The sequence below is a fragment of the Hwangdonia lutea genome, from assembly GCF_032814565.1.
GTDB classification, from domain to species: domain Bacteria; phylum Bacteroidota; class Bacteroidia; order Flavobacteriales; family Flavobacteriaceae; genus Hwangdonia; species Hwangdonia lutea.
On the sequence record NZ_CP136521.1, the window covers coordinates 3,026,200 to 3,043,707 of the forward strand.

Here is a 17,508-nt window from a genome sequence, read left to right on the forward strand (position 1 = left end):
AATGAAATACTTAACAAAATTAATATTATTTCTATTTGTAAGCTCAGTTTTTAGTCAAACAAATCCTTTTGATAAACTTAATTTTGATAAAGTTGTTGCCTACGAATTTCAAGGGAACGGGGAGTTATTAATAGAAAGATGTCTTAAAGAAAAAAAAGATAAAATTAATAAAACATTAGAGTTGTCCAAGAAACAGGTTAATAATTTAGAACAGGTTTTAACTTCTAAAGAAAGTTATGGCAATTCTACATTTTCTTGTTTTGACCCACATTTTGCTGTTGTTTATTATAAAAACAATAAAATTATAGGCTCAATAAATATTTGTTTAGAATGCAATTATCTTATTTCTTCAGAGAAAATTCCAGCAACTGAGTTAAAGTGGATAAAAATTTCAGATGACTATTCATATCCTGCAAAAGGGTTTAGCAAAATAACAAGAAAAGAAATTTATAATTTCTGCAAAAATATTGGATTTGATAAATATCTAAAACCGTTAAATTCTTATTTAGACGATTAATTGAGATGAGATTCCTTATTATTTTCAAAAAAGTGTAGCATTCCAAATTATAATGAAAAACCTATTCTCCTTCATACTATTTCTATCTTTTATCATTTGCATTTCACAAAGTAAATCACAAATAATAAGCTTGTCTGAAGCTGCTTTGGAATTAACACATCACAAAGTAACCTACGATCCCAGTTACTTTTCAATCGATTATCCCAATGGCGATGTGCCCAATGATAAAGGCGTGTGTACCGATGTCATAATTAGAGCTTACCGAAAGTTAGGCGTCGATTTACAAAAGGAAGTTCACGAAGATATGAAGGCTAACTTCAATGCGTACCCCAAAATATGGGGCTTAAAATCTACCGACAAAAATATAGATCACCGGCGCGTACCCAATTTAATGACCTATTTTAAACGCCAAGGTGCTGAAAAACCCATCACCAATAACCCCAGCGATTATAAACCTGGAGATGTGGTGTGTTGGGATTTAAAAGATGCTGCATCGCACATTGGTATTGTGGTTAATAAAAAATCGAACGATGGGAAACGCCATTTAATCGTTCATAATATTGGTAGTGGACAAGTTTTGGAAGATTGCCTTTTTAGTTTTAAAATCATAGGGCATTATCGGTTTCTAAATTAGAATAAAGCATTTTAGTACACATTAGCGTTCGGTTAAGAACGCTTTTTTTATTTTTATAAAAAATACAAATCATGCAAAAACCAATCCTTCTTTTGTTCGTTTTAATTTTAGCAAGTTGTTCCACAAAGCATCAGGTAGATTTAATTGTTACTAACGCCAAGGTTTACACCGTAAACAATGCTTTTGAAACAGCCACAGCTTTCGCGGTAAAAAACGGAAAATTTGTTGATGTTGGAAATACCGAAGCTATAATTTCAAAATACATAGCTTCAAAAACAATGGATGCCGAAGGAAAAACTATAGTTCCGGGGTTTATCGATGCGCATTGTCATTTTTTAGGTTTGGGCTTTAATCAGCAAGCCGTCAATTTAGTGGGCACAACAAGTTTTGATGAAGTTGTACAGCGTGTTGTAGACTTTCAAAAAGAGCATAACTTAAAGTTTATTAAAGGTCGCGGATGGGACCAGAATGATTGGGATGAAAAGGTCTTTCCGAGTAAAAAACAATTGGATGCCTTGTTTCCAGATACCCCAATCTATTTAACTCGAATTGACGGGCATGCGATACTGTGTAATCAAGCCGCTTTAAATTTAGGAAACGTAACCGTACACAGTAAAATTGATGGAGGCGAAGTGGTTATTGAAAACGGTGAGTTAACGGGTGTTTTAGTTGATAATGCTGAAAGTTTAGTGCTTAATTATTGGCCAAAACCAACACGCGAAGACATGGCAAATGCTTTGATAGAAGCCCAAAAAATATGTTTTGATAACGGATTAACCACCGTTGATGACGCTGGTTTGACAATTGAAGCTATTGAGGTTATTGACAGTTTACAACAAGCAGGCGATTTAAATATGCGTGTTTATGCCATGGTTTCGGCCTCAAAGAAAAACCTAGATTATTATTTAAACAAAGGCATCATTAAAACCGAAAAACTTAATGTACGGTCGTTTAAATTTTATGCCGATGGCGCATTGGGTTCCAGAGGCGCCTTATTGCGAAAACCGTATAGCGACAAGCCCGGACATTTAGGGCTAGCAGTTACCGATTTAGAAACCTTTAAAGTTTCGGCGAAAGCCATAGCGAATTCAGAATATCAAATGAACACCCATGCCATTGGCGATTCTGCAAATCATGCCGTATTAAACGTTTATAAAGATGTGTTAAAAGGCAAAAAGAACAGGCGTTGGCGCATAGAACATGCGCAGGTTATTTCGCCCGAGGATTTTAATTTGTTTGATGATATTATTCCGTCGGTACAGCCAACACACGCCACTAGCGATATGTATTGGGCGGAAGACAGATTAGGTAATGAGCGTATCAAAGGTGCCTATGCATATAAAGATTTGCTAAATAAATATGGAAAAATTGCATTGGGAACCGATTTTCCCGTCGAGCATGTGAGTCCGTTTTACACCTTTTACGCAGCGGTGGCACGACAAGATTTAAAAGGTTATCCAGAAAATGGCTATCAAATTGAAAATGGATTGAGTAGGGAAGAAGCCTTAAAAGGCATGACTATTTGGGCAGCATATTCGAATTTTGAAGAAGCTGAAAAAGGAAGTATTGAAGCTGGAAAGTTTGCCGATTTTATTATCCTCGACAACAATATAATGGAAGTTGAAGCATCTGAAATTCCAAATATTAAAGTGATTGGTACTTTTATTGACGGGGAGAAAATGTGATTTTTTATTCTAGAAAGAATCCGAATCTAATTTTATAAAACGATATTTAAATTGGTTCTATTGTTATGAAAAAAATCTTCATAATAACATTTATGATATTTTCGGCTTCAATTGTTGCACAAGAATATTCGAGTAAAAAAGTTGAGAAACTGATTGACAAATTATATGATTATTCAACTGAGTCTTTTACTTTTAATGATGAAATAAACTATATGGTAGTGGACAATTGGACTCAGAATATAGTTTATAAAAACAAAAAATATGTAGATAATAAAATTCATAAAGTGTTTTTGAAGATTATTCGAAAATCGAAAATTGAAGATTTGATTTTAATGTCTACAAGTGATTTTCCAAACATTAGAGTTTATGCATTTTGGGCTTTAATAAGGAATGATGAAAAAGAACTAGCCAATAATGTTTTAAAAGGTGAAAAGGGAAAAGAAAAGGGTAAGGTATGGTTTGACAGTTTTGGAGATTTAATTTTGGATTATACTACAACCGATTTAATGAAGGAGTTAGTTAGATTGGAAGGCTACAGAAAAAAAAAGACTAAAATTTAAGTATTTGTCATTCCTGCGAAAGCAGGAATCCACTTTAAAGTAATTAAGTTTCAATTTATCAGATTCCTGCCATAGTTTATCTTGGGCGTAGTCGAAAGACAGGAATGACAGTCTCAACTCAACCGCGCCAAATAATCAAAATGCTCACCTTCAAAAATCAATTCACAATTTAATCCAACAGAAGTGCAAGCGGTTAATAAAGTATTAAAATCTAAATACAACCATTTCATGGGGCGTTCTTTCTCGCCTTTATAGCTCAAAAAATAATCGATTTCGCCATAATAGCTCGCATTAATATCTTGCCAAAATCCACCATCGTCGTCTTCGTACATATATTTAATATCCGACGAATCGATTAAAATTTGTCCCTTAGGTTTTAAAAGACGTTTTAAATGTGTTAGATATTTCGAAACCTGTGCCAATTCTTGAAAAATCCCGGTACCATTCATCAACAACAAAATGGTATCAAATGTCCCAATTTCATCTATAATATTTTTGACTTCGGCATCCAAAACACCACGTTGTGTTGCCACCTTTATAGCGCCTTTTGAAATATCGATAGCTTTTACTTTTAAACCTTCTTGTTGTAAATACAAACTATGGTTGCCTGCGCCACAACCCACATCTAAAACGTAACCTTTTGCTAATTTAAGTGCTTTTTGTTCCAACGTTGGCATGTCCTTAAAACCGCGGAATAAATAGGGTAGTGGCAATACATTGTCATCAGAAATACTAGTTGAAGTTATAATATCTTCGGAGTAGTTTCCGTTGTGGTAATCTAATAAAGCGTTGCCGAAAAGGTCTTTAAAATTCAATGTTCAAGATTTAAAATTCTGAGTTGGGTAGTTTTCGTAATTTTGCTTCAATCAAAAACATTGAATATTGAATCTTGAACCTAAAATAGAAAGTCTCCCAAAGCTCGCCAAAGATAAGCATAACGAAAACAAAAAATTCTTCGCAAAGCTAAAAAAGAAACCACCTAAAAATTTAGATTATGTGATGCAGGAATTGCACGATACCGAGTTTGAAAAAACAGATTGCTTAACCTGTGCCAACTGCTGTAAAACCACGGGCCCATTGTTTACCGATAAAGATATTAATAGAATTTCGAAACATTTTAAACAAAAACCACAACAATTTATTGCGCAGTATTTGCGCATTGATGAGGACAACGATTATGTGTTGCAAACGGTGCCGTGTACCTTTTTAGGCGCCGATAATTATTGCTCTATTTACGAAGTGCGTCCAAAGGCATGCAGAGAGTTTCCGCATACCGACAGAAAAAAGTTTCAGCAAATTTCTAATCTCACCTTAAAAAATGTGGCGATGTGTCCGGCGGCTTTTAATATTGTAGAGGAAATGAAAAAAAGGGTTAAGATTTAGCTTCCAACTTTTCACTATATTTAATATCTAAATTTTTTTCTATTGGAAACCCTTTTACAATATTTCGAAACCATTCCGCCACTACATCGCGGACTCATAATTGTTGGTGGATTAACATTTTTCTGGTTTTTGGAAGGTGCTTTACCCTTATTCAATTTCAACTATAAAAAATGGAAACACGCCGTTCCCAACATCTTTTTTACCATAACCACCATACTCGTTAATTTACCTTTGGCTTTCCTTTTATTAATGGCATCCGATTGGGTTTTCGCCAATAATTTTGGCATTTTAAACTGGTTGCCTGATATGGCTCTGGGGCTCTATATTTTTATAGGCATACTGTTAATGGATTTTTTCGGGGCGTATTTGCCACATTTAATCGAGCATAAAGTGCCGCCATTGTGGATGGTCCATTTGGTACATCATTCTGACCATAAAGTCGACGCCACTACAGCCAACAGGCATCATCCCATCGAGAGCGTTATTCGTTATCTTTTCACTTTAATTGGTGTTATCATAATTGGTGCGCCCATTGGTATTGTTATGCTGTATCAGTCCCTATCCATTGTTGCCACACAGTTTTCCCACTCCAATATCAAGTTGCCAAAAAAGGTGGATAAATTTATTAGTTATGTGCTTGTTTCCCCGGATATGCACAAGGTGCACCATCACTATAAAATGCCGTACACCGATTCTAATTACGGCAATATCTTTTCGGTTTGGGACAGATTATTGGGTACATATATGGAATTGGATACCGATAAGATTGTGTACGGTGTTGATGTGTTTCCCGATGAAAAAGAAAATAGCAATATTAAGGATTTGTTGAAGCAACCCTTTCAGAAATACAGAAAACCAACCGCTAAATTTGATGATTAAAAAATTGAGAATTGTATTAATTGTTTTCTTTTGTAGCTTTTTTATGAATTGTAACGAATCTAAAAATATAGATATTCAAGGGCATCGCGGTTGCCGTGGTTTAATGCCCGAAAATACCATGGAAGCTTTTAAGAAAGCCATCGAATTAGGCGTGCAAACATTAGAATTGGATGTTGCAATTTCAAAAGATAATATAGTGGTTGTGTCGCATGAGCCTTATATGAATCCCGTTATTTGTTTAGATGCGAATGGTTCCGAGATACCTAAATCCGACGAGAAAAAGTACAATTTGTATCAAATGACTTTCGATAGTATTAAGCAGTTTGATTGCGGTACAAAACACCATCCAAGATTCCCAAATCAGCAAAAAATAAAAACCCATAAACCAGCTTTAAGCGAGGTTATTATAGCGTCTAAAAAATTAAATCCTAATATTAAATTCAATATCGAAATAAAATATCAACCAGATTATAACGCCGTTTTTACGCCTAATCCAAAAGATTTTGTGCGTTTGGTTTTAGATGTTATCAATAAAAATGATGCGTTTAATGAAACCAATTTGCAAAGTTTCGATTTAAGTATTTTAGAAGAAATAAAAAAGCAATCGCCAAAAATGGAAGTAGCACTTTTAGTGGATGAAAATGAGGATATTTGGAACAAAATGAATGTAATGTCTTATTGGCCTGAAATTATAAGTCCGTATTACAAACTTTTAAATGCTAAAACCGTTAGAAATTTACAAGCCGAAAATTTTAAAGTAATCCCGTGGACCGTAAATAGCAAAACAGATATGCGACAAATGATTGATTTTAAGGTTGATGGCATCATTACAGACTACCCTGATATTTTGATAGATGTGCTTAAAAATTAAATCATCTTTTCAGTTAAGTAATTTCATAAGATAAACATAACGATGCTGTAGGATTCTATTTTCTCATGTCTTATGATTACAACAAATCATGATTAAAACAATCGTGATAATTATCGGGAATAAAACAGTATTTTTGAACGAATTTAAAGCCATCATATAAATTGAATTACGAGTTTTTTATAGCAAAACGCATTATTGGTAGTAAAGCCTATAAAAGCAGCATATCGGCACCCATTATAAAAATTGGTATTGCAGCTATAGCCATAGGCATCATAGTTATGATGATTGCCATTGCAACCGGTATTGGCTTGCAACAAAAAATCCGTGATAAAGTGGTGGCGTTCAATGGACATATAAATATTACCAATTACGACAGCAACAATTCGCAAGAAAGTGTTTTCCCGATATCCAAAAACCAAGAATTTTATCCCGAATTTAAATCGGTTGAAGGGATCAGTCACATTCAGGCCGTAGCTACAAAGTTTGGAGTAATACGAACTGAAACCGATTTTGAGGGCGCCGTATTAAAAGGCGTTGGAGCCGATTACAAATGGAGCTATTTTAAAGAATTTTTAATAGAAGGCAGGTTACCGGATTATAGCGAAAAACGCAACGAAGAGGTTTTAATATCGCAATATTTAGCAAACCGATTGCAGTTTAAATTGGGCGATAAGTTCCAAATGATATTTAAAAAAGACGACCCCAACAAACTCCCAAACATTATCACATACACCATTGTTGGTATTTATAACTCGGGCTTTCAAGATTTCGATGCCACCTATGTAATCGGCGATATTAGGCATTTACAACGCATCAATAAATGGAAAGACGATCAAATTGGCAGTTTCGAAGTTTTTATAAATGATTACAGCGAGCTTCAAAAAAAAGGCATCGAAATTTATAAAAACACGCCCTCAACCTTAAACACACAAACCATAGCCGATAAATACTATTCCATTTTAGAATGGATTAAAATCTTCGATAAAAATATATACGGTATCATCGGTATTATGATACTCGTAGCGGGCATTAACATGATTACCGCGCTACTCGTTTTAATACTCGAACGCACCCAAATGATTGGCGTTTTAAAAGCCTTGGGCAGCAACAATTTCAGCATTCGCAAACTGTTTATTTACAATGCCTCCTATCTTATTTTATTGGGTTTATTGTGGGGAAACATCATAGGTTTGGCCGTATTATTTGCACAAAAATACTTTAAACTATTGCCCCTCGACCCAAGCATATATTACGTTACCGAAGCCCCGGTTTACATCAGTTTAAGCTATATTGTCGCCCTAAACATCGGCACGCTCGTCCTGTGTTTACTCATGCTTTTGGTGCCCTCGTACATCATCACAAAAATATCGCCCGTAAAAGCCATGCGTTTCGAATAAGTAATTTGGGCGTTACTTTTTGAGAAAAACAAAAAGTCGGGCTTTCCGCTATATCTTTTTTTCGTGCCTCAAAAAAGGATGCCGCATCAATCCCTAACGCAAAGCAGAACAAATATTAAAATTTAGTATTAACATTAACTTATAAAAATAGTCGTAGCAAAACCTTAAATTTGCATAACAAAATCACATTGAGAATTGAGCCGAATTTAAGATTCAAAAATACAGTTGAATTTTTCAAGGGCGAACACATGGCACGTTAAAAAACATAAAAACAGAAATGAAATACGCTAAAAACATATTGGAAACCATTGGCAACACACCCTTGGTAAAAATAAACACCTTAACCAAAGACTTGCCATGTTTGGTGCTTTCAAAATACGAAACCTTTAATCCGGGCAATTCAACAAAAGATAGAATGGCTTTAAAAATGATTGAAGATGCCGAAGCCGACGGACGCTTAAAACCCGGAGGCACTATTATTGAAGGCACATCGGGCAACACCGGCATGGGATTAGCCTTGGCGGCCATTGTAAAAGGTTACAAGTGTGTTTTTGTTATTAGCGATAAACAGTCTAAAGAAAAAATGGATATTTTACGGGCGGTTGGCGCCAAAGTGGTGGTGTGCCCCACAAATGTTGAGCCCACCGATCCACGAAGCTATTATTCCGTTTCAAAACGGTTGAGCGAAGAAACTCCAAATTCATGGTACGTTAACCAATACGACAACCCCAGTAACGCCGCTGCGCATTACGAGAGCACGGGGCCGGAAATTTGGGAGCAAACCAATGGTAAAGTCACCCATTTTGTGGTTGGCGTTGGTACGGGCGGCACCATTTCGGGCGTTGGTAAATATTTAAAAGAACAAAACCCGAATATTAAAGTTTGGGGTGTGGATACTTACGGCTCGGTGTTTAAAAAATATCACGAAACCGGAGAGTTCGACGAGAATGAGATTTACCCGTACATTACCGAGGGCATTGGAGAGGATATTTTACCGGAAAATGTAGATTTTAGCCTTATTGACGGTTTTACCAAAGTAACCGATAAAGATGCCGCGATTTACACCCAAAAACTGGCCAAAGTAGAAGGTATGTTTTTAGGAAATTCGGCAGGCTCTGCCATAAAAGGCGTGCTTCAATTAAAAGAACATTTTACAAAAGACGATGTGGTTGTAGTTCTGTTTCACGATCACGGAAGCCGCTACGTTGGTAAAATGTTTAACGACGAGTGGATGCGCGAACGCGGATTTATTGAAGACAAAATTACCACAGCCGAAGATCTTGTAAAAAATACCGAAGCCCAAGATTTGGTAACCGTTAAAACTGAAGAATTGGTATCGCACGCCATCGAGCGCATGAAAAAGTATAAAATATCCCAAATACCCGTTGAAGATTCTACAGGATTTGTAGGCGCCATCGACGAAGCCGATTTACTCCGCATGTATATTGAAAATAAGGATATCTCAGATTTACCCATAAAAGATGTCATGCACAAACCATTTCCGGTAGTTGGCAAATCGACGGCCATCGAAGCTATTTCTAAACTATTCAATAGAGATAATAATGCGGTTTTGGTAAAACTTGATAATGGCACGCATCAAATTATTACAAAGTATGATATTATAAGTGCATTGTAATTATTAAGTGTTTTGTTTAATTGGTTTATTTTACTCATTCCAATCGTAAAATTCACTCGAATTGACAGAATTTTTTCAAAATGCACAACGGGTTACATTTATTAAAAACTAACCCGAATACTCACATTGGGCGTAATGCCCAACGATATGTTTTCAATGGGAACAATGTTGTTGTCACCATCCAAAGTGTAATAAGTATTAATAATGTTTTTTCGGTTAAAAATATTCCAAACCGAAAGCCCAACAATGGCTGTGGCAGTATCGGATACATCAAGTGAATAAGTCGCCGAACAATCGGCACGTAAATAATCGTTTAAATTGCTACCGTTTGGGTTAGCGTAGGTAATGGTATTGTCGTCCGGATTATCATTTGCGTAATCGGGCAATGTTGTTGGTTTTCCGGAGTGCCAATTTAAACCCAAAGCGAGTTTAATATCGTTATACGTATAAATACCAGAAAGAGCCAAAGCATGACGCACATCGGCATTATTAGGAAACGACATACCGTTGTTTAAATCAGGAAACGTGTAGTCGTTTTTACTATAAGAATAACTTAACCAGGTGCTAAACACATGGCTTAATTGTTTGTTGATTAAAAAATCGATGCCTTTAATTTGATAACTTCCAATACTATTTACAAACTGATATTGATTTTGAAATCCTTGACTGCGCGTTGTAATACCATCCACTTTTTTAAGATACCCTTCGGCACTTATGAGTAGTTTATTTTTATTGTAATGTACACCAACAGAAGCTTGTTTGCTTTTTAGAATCGGGACTGGTTGAATAATTTTGTTATTAATCGTATCAGCAACTTTATTGTTGTTCGATAAAACCCAACGCCGGTTTTCAATGCCTAAAAAATCGTTTTGTAAATCGATGATTTGCGATGTGGTTTGGCTTTTAAGTTCGCCCAATAATTCAAATCTAAAATGGTTTAAAAACCGTTGGCTAAAACTTAAACGAGGTTCATTTAAAATCATGTTAAATTTCGAAAAGTAGTTTATTCTATTTCCAAATTTTAAATTCGTTTTAGCATCAATTGATAAAAAAGCAGCTTCGGCATACAGCGCATGACTGCGCACCACATCTCTAATATAGCTCCTAAAAACAGGGTTGTTAACATCTTCAAGATTGCTAATGCCAACTTCAATAAACTGGTAGCCACCATTGAGTTTTAGCAGGTTGCTGTGTTTGTAATCAACATCTAATTTTGCAGAACCATCAATTACTTTATTTTCCTGTATTAAGCGCTGGTTGTTTATAATATCGAAGTTGGTCGCATCCAAGTCGTAATTGGACACATTCACTTGGGCCGTTGTAGCGAGTTTAGCATTCCAATCTCTGGTGTACGAAAAGCCCAAAGCCAGATTTTGCTGCGATAGTTTACTGTTTAAAGCTTCGTTTCTATCATTAATATTGGCCTGTTCTTCGTAGTTTAATTTGTTGTTTACGTTTAAAAAGTGAAGGCGGATTTTATCCTTTTTAGTAATATCGTATAGAAATTTAGCCGTAATATCATAAAAATAGAACTCCTCGTTTTTATCGATAGCATGATCGTTTTGATTAAAATTGGTTAAATCGGAATCCTGAAAAACACGTTTTTTGTAAAGGTCGTAAGTTGGCGTTGTAATTAAATCGGTTACCGAACGACGGGTGGAAATTTGCAATTCGGTATTGTGCGTTAGCGGAATTTTGGCAAACACATCGGCATTAATCAAGTTGAATCCGCCACCGGCTTTAAATGTATTGTCAATTTTATTGGGCATTTGCATATCGATAATACTGGAAATACCATCGCCGTATTTTGCGGGCGTGCCGTTTTTTGAGACGTTTACCTGTTTTGTTGTATATGGATTGAATGCCGAAATCAACCCGAAAAAATGCCCAGATTGATACATTTTAATACCATCCCAAAGCAGCAGATTTTGGTCGTGTGTGCCACCACGGATATTAATATTCGATACGGTTTCATCAATACTTAAAACCCCGGGTAACGATTGTATGGTTTGCAACACATCGGGTTCAATTAAACCCGGAAGAATACCAAAGGTTTCGGGTTTTATGGTAATTATCCCATCGTTTAATTTGGTAATACCCGTGGTTAAATAATTGGTGATTACAATTTCATCCAGCCTTTGCGTTGTATGGAATAAACTCAGAGGTTTACGGGCTTTTATGGCAACAAATCTATCGTTTAGCAATTCGAAGTCCAGAGTTGTTTTTTCTTTAAGAAATTCTAAAACCTCGGCTAAAGTTAAATCTTCATCCGGAATGACTGTTTTTTTGTTTTCAATAGTCGCATCGGCATAAGAAAAGCTAATGTTGTACCGTGTTTCAATAATCTTTAAAACAACAACAAGTGTGTGTTTTTCTTTTTGAATAGTTTGCGCGCTAAACGCTGCCACATTCAAAAAAAACAATAGTATAAAGATAGAACCTGTACCTTTTCTACTCACGCTTTAATGTTATCGTATTGTTGGTTTTACTATGTGTTAATTGTAAAGGTAAGGTAATGTTTTTTATGGCGATATCTAAACTATCGTGCGGAAAACCGCCAGTAAATAATTGATTGGTATCAATATCTTTTACATCAAAAGTAACGTTGTATTGTCTTTCAAATTCGGCAATAACCTCTTTAAAAGGCAAGCTTTTAAACTGACTTTCGTTATTTAACCACGAAGGTGTTGTGCGGCTTTCTTTTTCTTTAGCAATTTGTTTCCCATCGATAATTAAAAAACGGTCTCCCGGATTTAATTTTTTTTCTTGAGCGTTGTACGTAACCCCAACCATTCCTTCGTAGCAAATAACCTCAAAATAATTGTCCCGTTGTTTTACATTAAATTGAGTACCATAAACCGTAACGGTTCCTGATTTTGTGATAACATGAAATTTTGAACCTTTGGCCACTTTAAAAAAAGCTTCGCCATTAAGCTCGACTTCGCGCACTTCTTTCCAATCTTTTTTGTTGAAAGCCAACACCGATTTGGCATTAAGCGAAACACTCGAAGCGTCTGGTAATTCTATAGTTGTTTTTTGGGCAAATTCGGTAGTAATCGTCGTGTCTAAAGTGGTGGTGTAATAGTATAAACTAAAACAAACGGCAAGTATCGCAGCAACACGCATTAATGGTTTTAACCAGTTTGTTGTTTGCTTTTTAGTGCTTTTAATTTTAGACAATACGTTTTCTAATTCAGCCGAGGTATTAAAATCTTTAGCCTTAAAAGCTTGCAGGCTGGTGTTTAACTTTACTAAATCATCATAATCTTCAAGGTTTTTAAACGCTTCAAGTTCTTGTGGATTTAGGTTGTTATCTAACCATTTCGATATGAGTTCTTCTCTGTTCATGATTTCTTATTCAAATATATAACAGTTGAGTTTTATTTTTTCCTACCCTTGGGATGAAAAAAGTTTATATTTTATTTATTAACCAAACAAAACCAATTGCTAAAAAGATAATTCCACCAATTATAAAAATCATCGGAAAAAATGTTTTCCAGAAATTATTATTTATCATTATTTCATATTCATTGTCTTTTCTGAAATAAATTATATCAACGAATTCATTAATCTTTTTCGGGTTTTCGCTCGAATCTAATTTTTGAGTAGTAATGATTCCATTCTGATTAGTAAAACTAACAATTGGAAAATGATATAAATAAGAATCGCCATCTACGTCTCTTATTCTTTCTTCAACAAAATCAATTATTTTAGCTTTAGCTTTAATTCCGTTTCTTTGAATTCGACGATTTGAATTTCGAACAAAGATTCCAGCATAAATAAACCCACCACCCACAATTAAAAAAACAATAGCACCAATTAAATTTTCCATCTAAGTTTTATAATATTTATAACTCTTTAATCTCCTCCCTTAACTTTTTCAAAGCCCCATAAATACGTTTTTCAACCGCTTTGGTCGAAATATCCAAAAGTGCTGCAATTTCTTTAAAACGCTTACCTTCAACCCGATTCATCATAAAAGCAACACGTTGTGCTTCGGTTAAATTTGCAAGTGCTTTTTGTAGTTTATCGTTATACTCGGTTTCCTGCATTAAAAATTCAGGATTTTCGTTGGTGTATGTTTTGGGTTTCGTTTGCTGGTGTTTTAAAACCACTTTTCGGTGCGCCGCTTCATTCAACATTAAATTATTGGCGGTGGTAAACAAAAAACTTTTGGCTTTATCGGGCGAGATCTTCGCGCAGTTTTGCCATAACTTCATAAAGGCTTCCTGTACTTTGTCCTTTGGGTTAAGCAATTCGCCAAACTTATAATATAAAAAGTTGTGTAAATCTTTGGCGTGTTTATTAAAAATAGATGAAAAAATACGCTCTTCGCAAATATTTTCATGTAGTTGTTTGCTCATTGTTTTTGGTAGTTGGAGCCACTAAAATAGCTTTTTTGGAATTTAGTTTTTGGTTTTTTTTGAAATTTCTCGTTGTTGGGGGTAGGAATTTTTAAAGTTATCTTGTTTTATAATCAAAATGCTATGTTTAACCCAAATACCAGTATTATGAAAACTAAAATCAGTACATTATTACTATTACCTTTTTTTGCTCTTTTAATGTTAACGTCCTGTCAGCAGGAAGTTGTCGACATTACACCGCCTGCCGATTCTGAAGCGCTTTCAGCAAGCTCTCCATTAACCGCATTAATGAGTTCTGCTTCTAAAATGGACGGCTCGAAAGACAATATTATTGATAACGCCAGTTGTTTGTCAATTGAATTACCCGTTACTGTTGTGGTTAACGGACTTGAGATTATAATAGATTCGGAAGAAGACTACAAAGTTATCGAAGCTATTTTTAATGAGTTTGAAGAAGATGACGATTATTTGGAAATTATCTTTCCTATTACAATTATTACGGCTGAACACGACGATATTGTAATTAACAATGCCGATGAATTAAAAGAATTTGTTGATGAATGTAAAGGCGAAAATGAAAATGACGACGATATAGAATGTATCGATTTTAAATACCCCATTTCGTTTTCGGTTTACGATGTAAACTTTCAGGTTATTGATGTAATTACTGTTGAAAACGACAGGCAGTTGTATAAATTTCTAAAACGTGTTAAAAATTCTGAGTTTTTAGCCAGTCTAAACTTTCCGGTAACTATGGTTTTGGCCGATGGTACAGAAGTGGTTGTTAATAACAATGAAGAATTAGAAAATACTATTAATGAAGCTAAGGATGCTTGTGATGAAGACGATGATAACGATTATGGCGATGACGATTTTACAAAAGAACGTCTAGACGAATATTTGCAAATCTGCCCATGGGTTGTGCACGAGTTTAAAAGAAACAACCAAGATAATACAGTAGAATACCAATCTTACGCCTTAAACTTTAAAGAAGATGGTGTGGTAAGAATGCGCGCCAGAAACGGCGATATATTAACTGGTACATGGAGCACGCGCGTAACCAAAAGAGGTGCACTTTTAAAGTTAGAATTTGATACCCTCGCAGACTTTACTTTAGAGTGGATTGTATACGATATTGAATATGGTAAAATTAAACTGTACGAAGAGGGTGGTAACAGAATCATCATGAAAAAGAACTGCGATGTTGTTATTGATATTACCAAAGAACGTATAGAAAACTATTTACAAGAATGTTTATGGCGCGTAGCGAGACTGCAAGTTGATGATGTTCATAATGAAAAAGATTATATAGGAACGCCATTAAAGTTCTTTGCAAACAACGTTGTTAAAATTCGTTTAAACGGTGAGTTTGTAACAGGCGAATACGAAATAGGAGTAAGAAACTCAGGATTCTTTTTGCAAATCTTTTTACAAGACAGACCAAACTTAAAATTAGAATGGTTAATTACGTTCCTTGAGCCAGGGTTGATTAAGCTTGAAAACGAGAACAACCGTATGGTGTTAAGAAGACATTGTGCAGACGGCGATGACGATATAAACTATATTGATGATGTGCTGTTAACCTGGGAATGGGAAGTTGCTTTATATCAAGATGGCGATGTAAATAAAACCGAAGAGTTCTTTATGTACACCATCGATTTCTTGGAAAACGGCTGGATTAAAGTAACCGATCCAAACAATGGTATTATTGATGGTAACTGGTTAGCATACAGACACGAAGGCTTGCATTTGGGGCTGCACTTTGGTATTGAAGCACCGTTTGATGATTTAAATCACAGATGGAAAATTGCAGAAATCACTCAAAGTAGAATTGAGTTAAAAGATTTAAACGCCAACGGAGAAATAGAACGCATATTAGTCCTTGAGAAAAAAGAATAATTGAAGAATGTTTCCTCGGAACTAAAAGTTCCGAGGTTTCAATTAAAACTGTCATTCCCGTGCAAACGGGAATCAAAATAAAAAAATCTATCGAATTTTTTATGTTTTTGGTGAAAAGGAAACCCCTCTTTTCGGTTGGTTAGGTTAATTAATAAGTAAGTTTCCTTTTATATAGGCTGTCAAATTTAATTTTGGCAGCCTTTTTTTATTCTTGTTTTTTATAGTATGTTACTTCAATAATACGCTTCAAATCATTAAATTTGCACTTCTTAAAATTTAAACCAAAATTATGTTCAATAATTTAAGCGATAAATTAGATAAAGCCTTACACGTTCTTAAAGGACACGGAAGTATTACCGAGGTTAATGTAGCCGAAACTCTAAAGGAAGTACGCCGTGCCTTGCTTGATGCCGATGTTAACTTTAAAATAGCCAAAGAGTTTACCAACCGAGTTAAAGAAAAGGCCTTGGGTCAAAACGTTTTAACAACGCTTCAGCCTGGGCAACTTATGGTTAAGATTGTTAAAGACGAGCTTACCGAACTCATGGGTGGCGATGCTGAGGGTATCAATCTTTCAGGCAATCCGAGTATTATTTTAATGTCCGGTTTACAAGGTTCTGGTAAAACCACATTTTCTGGTAAATTGGCTAATTATCTTAAAACAAAAAAAACTAAAAAACCTTTATTGGTTGCTTGTGATGTGTATCGTCCTGCCGCAATAGATCAATTACATGTTGTTGGTGACCAGATTGGTGTTGAGGTTTATAGTGATAGGGGAAACACCGATCCTGTTGCCATTTCGCAAGCAGGTATTGCCCATGCCAAAGCCAACGGATTTAATGTGGTTATTATTGATACCGCAGGTCGTTTGGCGGTGGATGAGGTGATGATGACCGAAATATCGAACATTCATAAAGCCATTCAGCCACAAGAAACCTTGTTTGTTGTAGATTCTATGACGGGGCAAGATGCCGTAAATACAGCAAAAGCCTTTAACGATACCTTAAATTTTGATGGTGTTATCTTAACAAAATTAGATGGTGATACTAGAGGTGGAGCCGCTATTTCTATTAAATCTGTAGTTAATAAACCCATTAAGTTTATTGGTACGGGCGAGAAAATGGAAGCTATCGATGTGTTTTATCCATCGCGAATGGCAGACCGCATTCTTGGGATGGGCGATGTGGTGTCGTTAGTGGAGCGTGCCCAAGAGCAGTTTGATGAAGTTGAAGCCAGAAAACTTCAAAAGAAAATAGCCAAAAACCAGTTTGGATTTGATGATTTCTTAAAGCAGATTCAGCAAATCAAGAAAATGGGAAACATGAAAGACCTTGTAGGCATGATTCCCGGAGCCGGTAAAATGATGAAAGATGTTGATATCGATGATGATGCCTTTAAAGGTATTGAAGCCATTATTCATTCCATGACACCAAAAGAGCGTACAAATCCTTCTGTGTTAAATGCAAGTAGAAAAAAGCGTGTCGCGAAAGGGTCTGGCACATCGGTTCAAGAGGTTAATCAATTGCTTAAACAATTTAACCAAATGAGTAAAATGATGAAGATGATGCAAGGTGGCGGCGGTAAAAAAATGATGCAAATGATGAAAAACATGAGGTAAGTTCTCAGTTGGCAGTATGCAGTCAACAGTTTACAGTAGCAGCCTTTAATAAATATAAATTACAC

16 protein-coding genes are annotated in these 17,508 nt (G+C 35.4%); 11 read left to right on the plus strand and 5 right to left on the minus strand.

The window, feature by feature from the left end; genetic code table 11:
* The first annotated feature begins 1 nt into the window (after position 1).
* From RNZ46_RS13025 to RNZ46_RS13040, 4 genes are all read left to right on the plus strand, one after another.
* On the plus strand, positions 2-517 hold the full coding sequence (locus tag RNZ46_RS13025; protein ID WP_316982602.1) for a hypothetical protein: 516 nt from the start codon (positions 2-4) through the stop codon (positions 515-517).
* A 52-nt stretch (positions 518-569) separates the two neighbouring features.
* On the plus strand, positions 570-1,151 hold the full coding sequence (locus RNZ46_RS13030; RefSeq protein ID WP_316982603.1) for a DUF1287 domain-containing protein: 582 nt from the start codon (positions 570-572) through the stop codon (positions 1,149-1,151).
* 71 nt (positions 1,152-1,222) lie between these two features.
* Complete coding sequence (locus RNZ46_RS13035) at positions 1,223-2,836, plus strand: amidohydrolase (protein WP_316982604.1); 1,614 nt, start codon at positions 1,223-1,225, stop codon at positions 2,834-2,836.
* 65 nt (positions 2,837-2,901) lie between these two features.
* Positions 2,902-3,396 carry a hypothetical protein gene (locus RNZ46_RS13040; RefSeq protein ID WP_316982605.1) on the plus strand — a complete coding sequence of 165 codons (495 nt, stop codon included), beginning with the start codon at positions 2,902-2,904 and terminating at the stop codon, positions 3,394-3,396.
* Positions 3,397-3,509: 113 nt separating this feature from the next.
* Here RNZ46_RS13040 and RNZ46_RS13045 read toward each other — a convergent pair whose 3' ends face one another.
* The gene (locus tag RNZ46_RS13045; RefSeq protein ID WP_316982606.1) at positions 3,510-4,211 is read right to left on the minus strand and encodes a class I SAM-dependent methyltransferase; all 702 of its coding nucleotides are present in this window, start codon (positions 4,209-4,211) and stop codon (positions 3,510-3,512) included.
* A gap of 67 nt (positions 4,212-4,278) precedes the next feature.
* Between RNZ46_RS13045 and RNZ46_RS13050 the strand changes: the two genes are divergently transcribed.
* The 5 genes from RNZ46_RS13050 to RNZ46_RS13070 all read left to right on the plus strand — a co-directional run bounded on the left by RNZ46_RS13050 (position 4,279) and on the right by RNZ46_RS13070 (position 9,562).
* Positions 4,279-4,779 carry a YkgJ family cysteine cluster protein gene (locus tag RNZ46_RS13050; protein WP_316982607.1) on the plus strand — a complete coding sequence of 167 codons (501 nt, stop codon included), beginning with the start codon at positions 4,279-4,281 and terminating at the stop codon, positions 4,777-4,779.
* 42 nt (positions 4,780-4,821) lie between these two features.
* A complete protein-coding gene (locus tag RNZ46_RS13055; RefSeq protein ID WP_316982608.1) occupies positions 4,822-5,658 on the plus strand; it encodes a sterol desaturase family protein in 837 nt (278 codons plus the stop codon).
* Between the two features lie 43 nt (positions 5,659-5,701).
* Positions 5,702-6,529 carry a glycerophosphodiester phosphodiesterase family protein gene (locus RNZ46_RS13060; RefSeq protein WP_316982609.1) on the plus strand — a complete coding sequence of 276 codons (828 nt, stop codon included), beginning with the start codon at positions 5,702-5,704 and terminating at the stop codon, positions 6,527-6,529.
* A gap of 161 nt (positions 6,530-6,690) precedes the next feature.
* Complete coding sequence (locus tag RNZ46_RS13065; protein ID WP_316982610.1) at positions 6,691-7,926, plus strand: ABC transporter permease; 1,236 nt, start codon at positions 6,691-6,693, stop codon at positions 7,924-7,926.
* Between the two features lie 277 nt (positions 7,927-8,203).
* Positions 8,204-9,562: a pyridoxal-phosphate dependent enzyme gene (locus RNZ46_RS13070; protein ID WP_316982611.1), complete on the plus strand. Its 1,359-nt coding sequence runs from the start codon at positions 8,204-8,206 to the stop codon at positions 9,560-9,562.
* Positions 9,563-9,663: 101 nt separating this feature from the next.
* On the opposite strand, the gene RNZ46_RS13075 is transcribed toward RNZ46_RS13070, so the two are convergent.
* The 4 genes from RNZ46_RS13075 to RNZ46_RS13090 form a co-directional block, all read right to left on the minus strand.
* On the minus strand, positions 9,664-12,021 hold the full coding sequence (locus RNZ46_RS13075; protein WP_316982612.1) for a TonB-dependent receptor plug domain-containing protein: 2,358 nt from the start codon (positions 12,019-12,021) through the stop codon (positions 9,664-9,666).
* Complete coding sequence (locus RNZ46_RS13080; protein ID WP_316982613.1) at positions 12,014-12,910, minus strand: FecR family protein; 897 nt, start codon at positions 12,908-12,910, stop codon at positions 12,014-12,016. The genes RNZ46_RS13075 and RNZ46_RS13080 overlap by 8 nt, the downstream gene beginning before the upstream one ends.
* 64 nt (positions 12,911-12,974) lie before the next feature.
* The gene (locus RNZ46_RS13085) at positions 12,975-13,394 is read right to left on the minus strand and encodes a DUF3592 domain-containing protein (protein ID WP_316982614.1); all 420 of its coding nucleotides are present in this window, start codon (positions 13,392-13,394) and stop codon (positions 12,975-12,977) included.
* Between the two features lie 16 nt (positions 13,395-13,410).
* The gene (locus RNZ46_RS13090; protein ID WP_316982615.1) at positions 13,411-13,926 is read right to left on the minus strand and encodes an RNA polymerase sigma factor; all 516 of its coding nucleotides are present in this window, start codon (positions 13,924-13,926) and stop codon (positions 13,411-13,413) included.
* Between the two features lie 147 nt (positions 13,927-14,073).
* On the opposite strand from RNZ46_RS13090, the gene RNZ46_RS13095 reads away from it, so the two are divergent.
* Positions 14,074-15,825: a hypothetical protein gene (locus RNZ46_RS13095; protein WP_316982616.1), complete on the plus strand. Its 1,752-nt coding sequence runs from the start codon at positions 14,074-14,076 to the stop codon at positions 15,823-15,825.
* A 289-nt stretch (positions 15,826-16,114) separates the two neighbouring features.
* Positions 16,115-17,443 (plus strand): signal recognition particle protein, encoded by a 1,329-nt coding sequence (gene ffh, locus RNZ46_RS13100; RefSeq protein ID WP_316982617.1) that lies wholly within the window; start codon positions 16,115-16,117, stop codon positions 17,441-17,443.
* Positions 17,444-17,508: the final 65 nt, after the last annotated feature.

Excerpts from the sequence above, each read along its gene's own strand:
- RNZ46_RS13060 (WP_316982609.1), top strand. The coding sequence starts at position 5,702 with ATGAATTGTAACGAATCTAAAAATATAGATATTCAAGGGCATCGCGGT.
- RNZ46_RS13090 (WP_316982615.1), bottom strand. The coding sequence starts at position 13,926 with ATGAGCAAACAACTACATGAAAATATTTGCGAAGAGCGTATTTTTTCA.
- ffh (WP_316982617.1), top strand. The coding sequence starts at position 16,115 with ATGTTCAATAATTTAAGCGATAAATTAGATAAAGCCTTACACGTTCTT.
- RNZ46_RS13095 (WP_316982616.1), top strand. The coding sequence starts at position 14,074 with ATGAAAACTAAAATCAGTACATTATTACTATTACCTTTTTTTGCTCTT.
- RNZ46_RS13040 (WP_316982605.1), top strand. The coding sequence starts at position 2,902 with ATGAAAAAAATCTTCATAATAACATTTATGATATTTTCGGCTTCAATT.
- RNZ46_RS13080 (WP_316982613.1), bottom strand. The coding sequence starts at position 12,910 with ATGAACAGAGAAGAACTCATATCGAAATGGTTAGATAACAACCTAAAT.
- RNZ46_RS13030 (WP_316982603.1), top strand. The coding sequence starts at position 570 with ATGAAAAACCTATTCTCCTTCATACTATTTCTATCTTTTATCATTTGC.
- RNZ46_RS13035 (WP_316982604.1), top strand. The coding sequence starts at position 1,223 with ATGCAAAAACCAATCCTTCTTTTGTTCGTTTTAATTTTAGCAAGTTGT.
- RNZ46_RS13025 (WP_316982602.1), top strand. The coding sequence starts at position 2 with ATGAAATACTTAACAAAATTAATATTATTTCTATTTGTAAGCTCAGTT.
- RNZ46_RS13085 (WP_316982614.1), bottom strand. The coding sequence starts at position 13,394 with ATGGAAAATTTAATTGGTGCTATTGTTTTTTTAATTGTGGGTGGTGGG.
- RNZ46_RS13070 (WP_316982611.1), top strand. The coding sequence starts at position 8,204 with ATGAAATACGCTAAAAACATATTGGAAACCATTGGCAACACACCCTTG.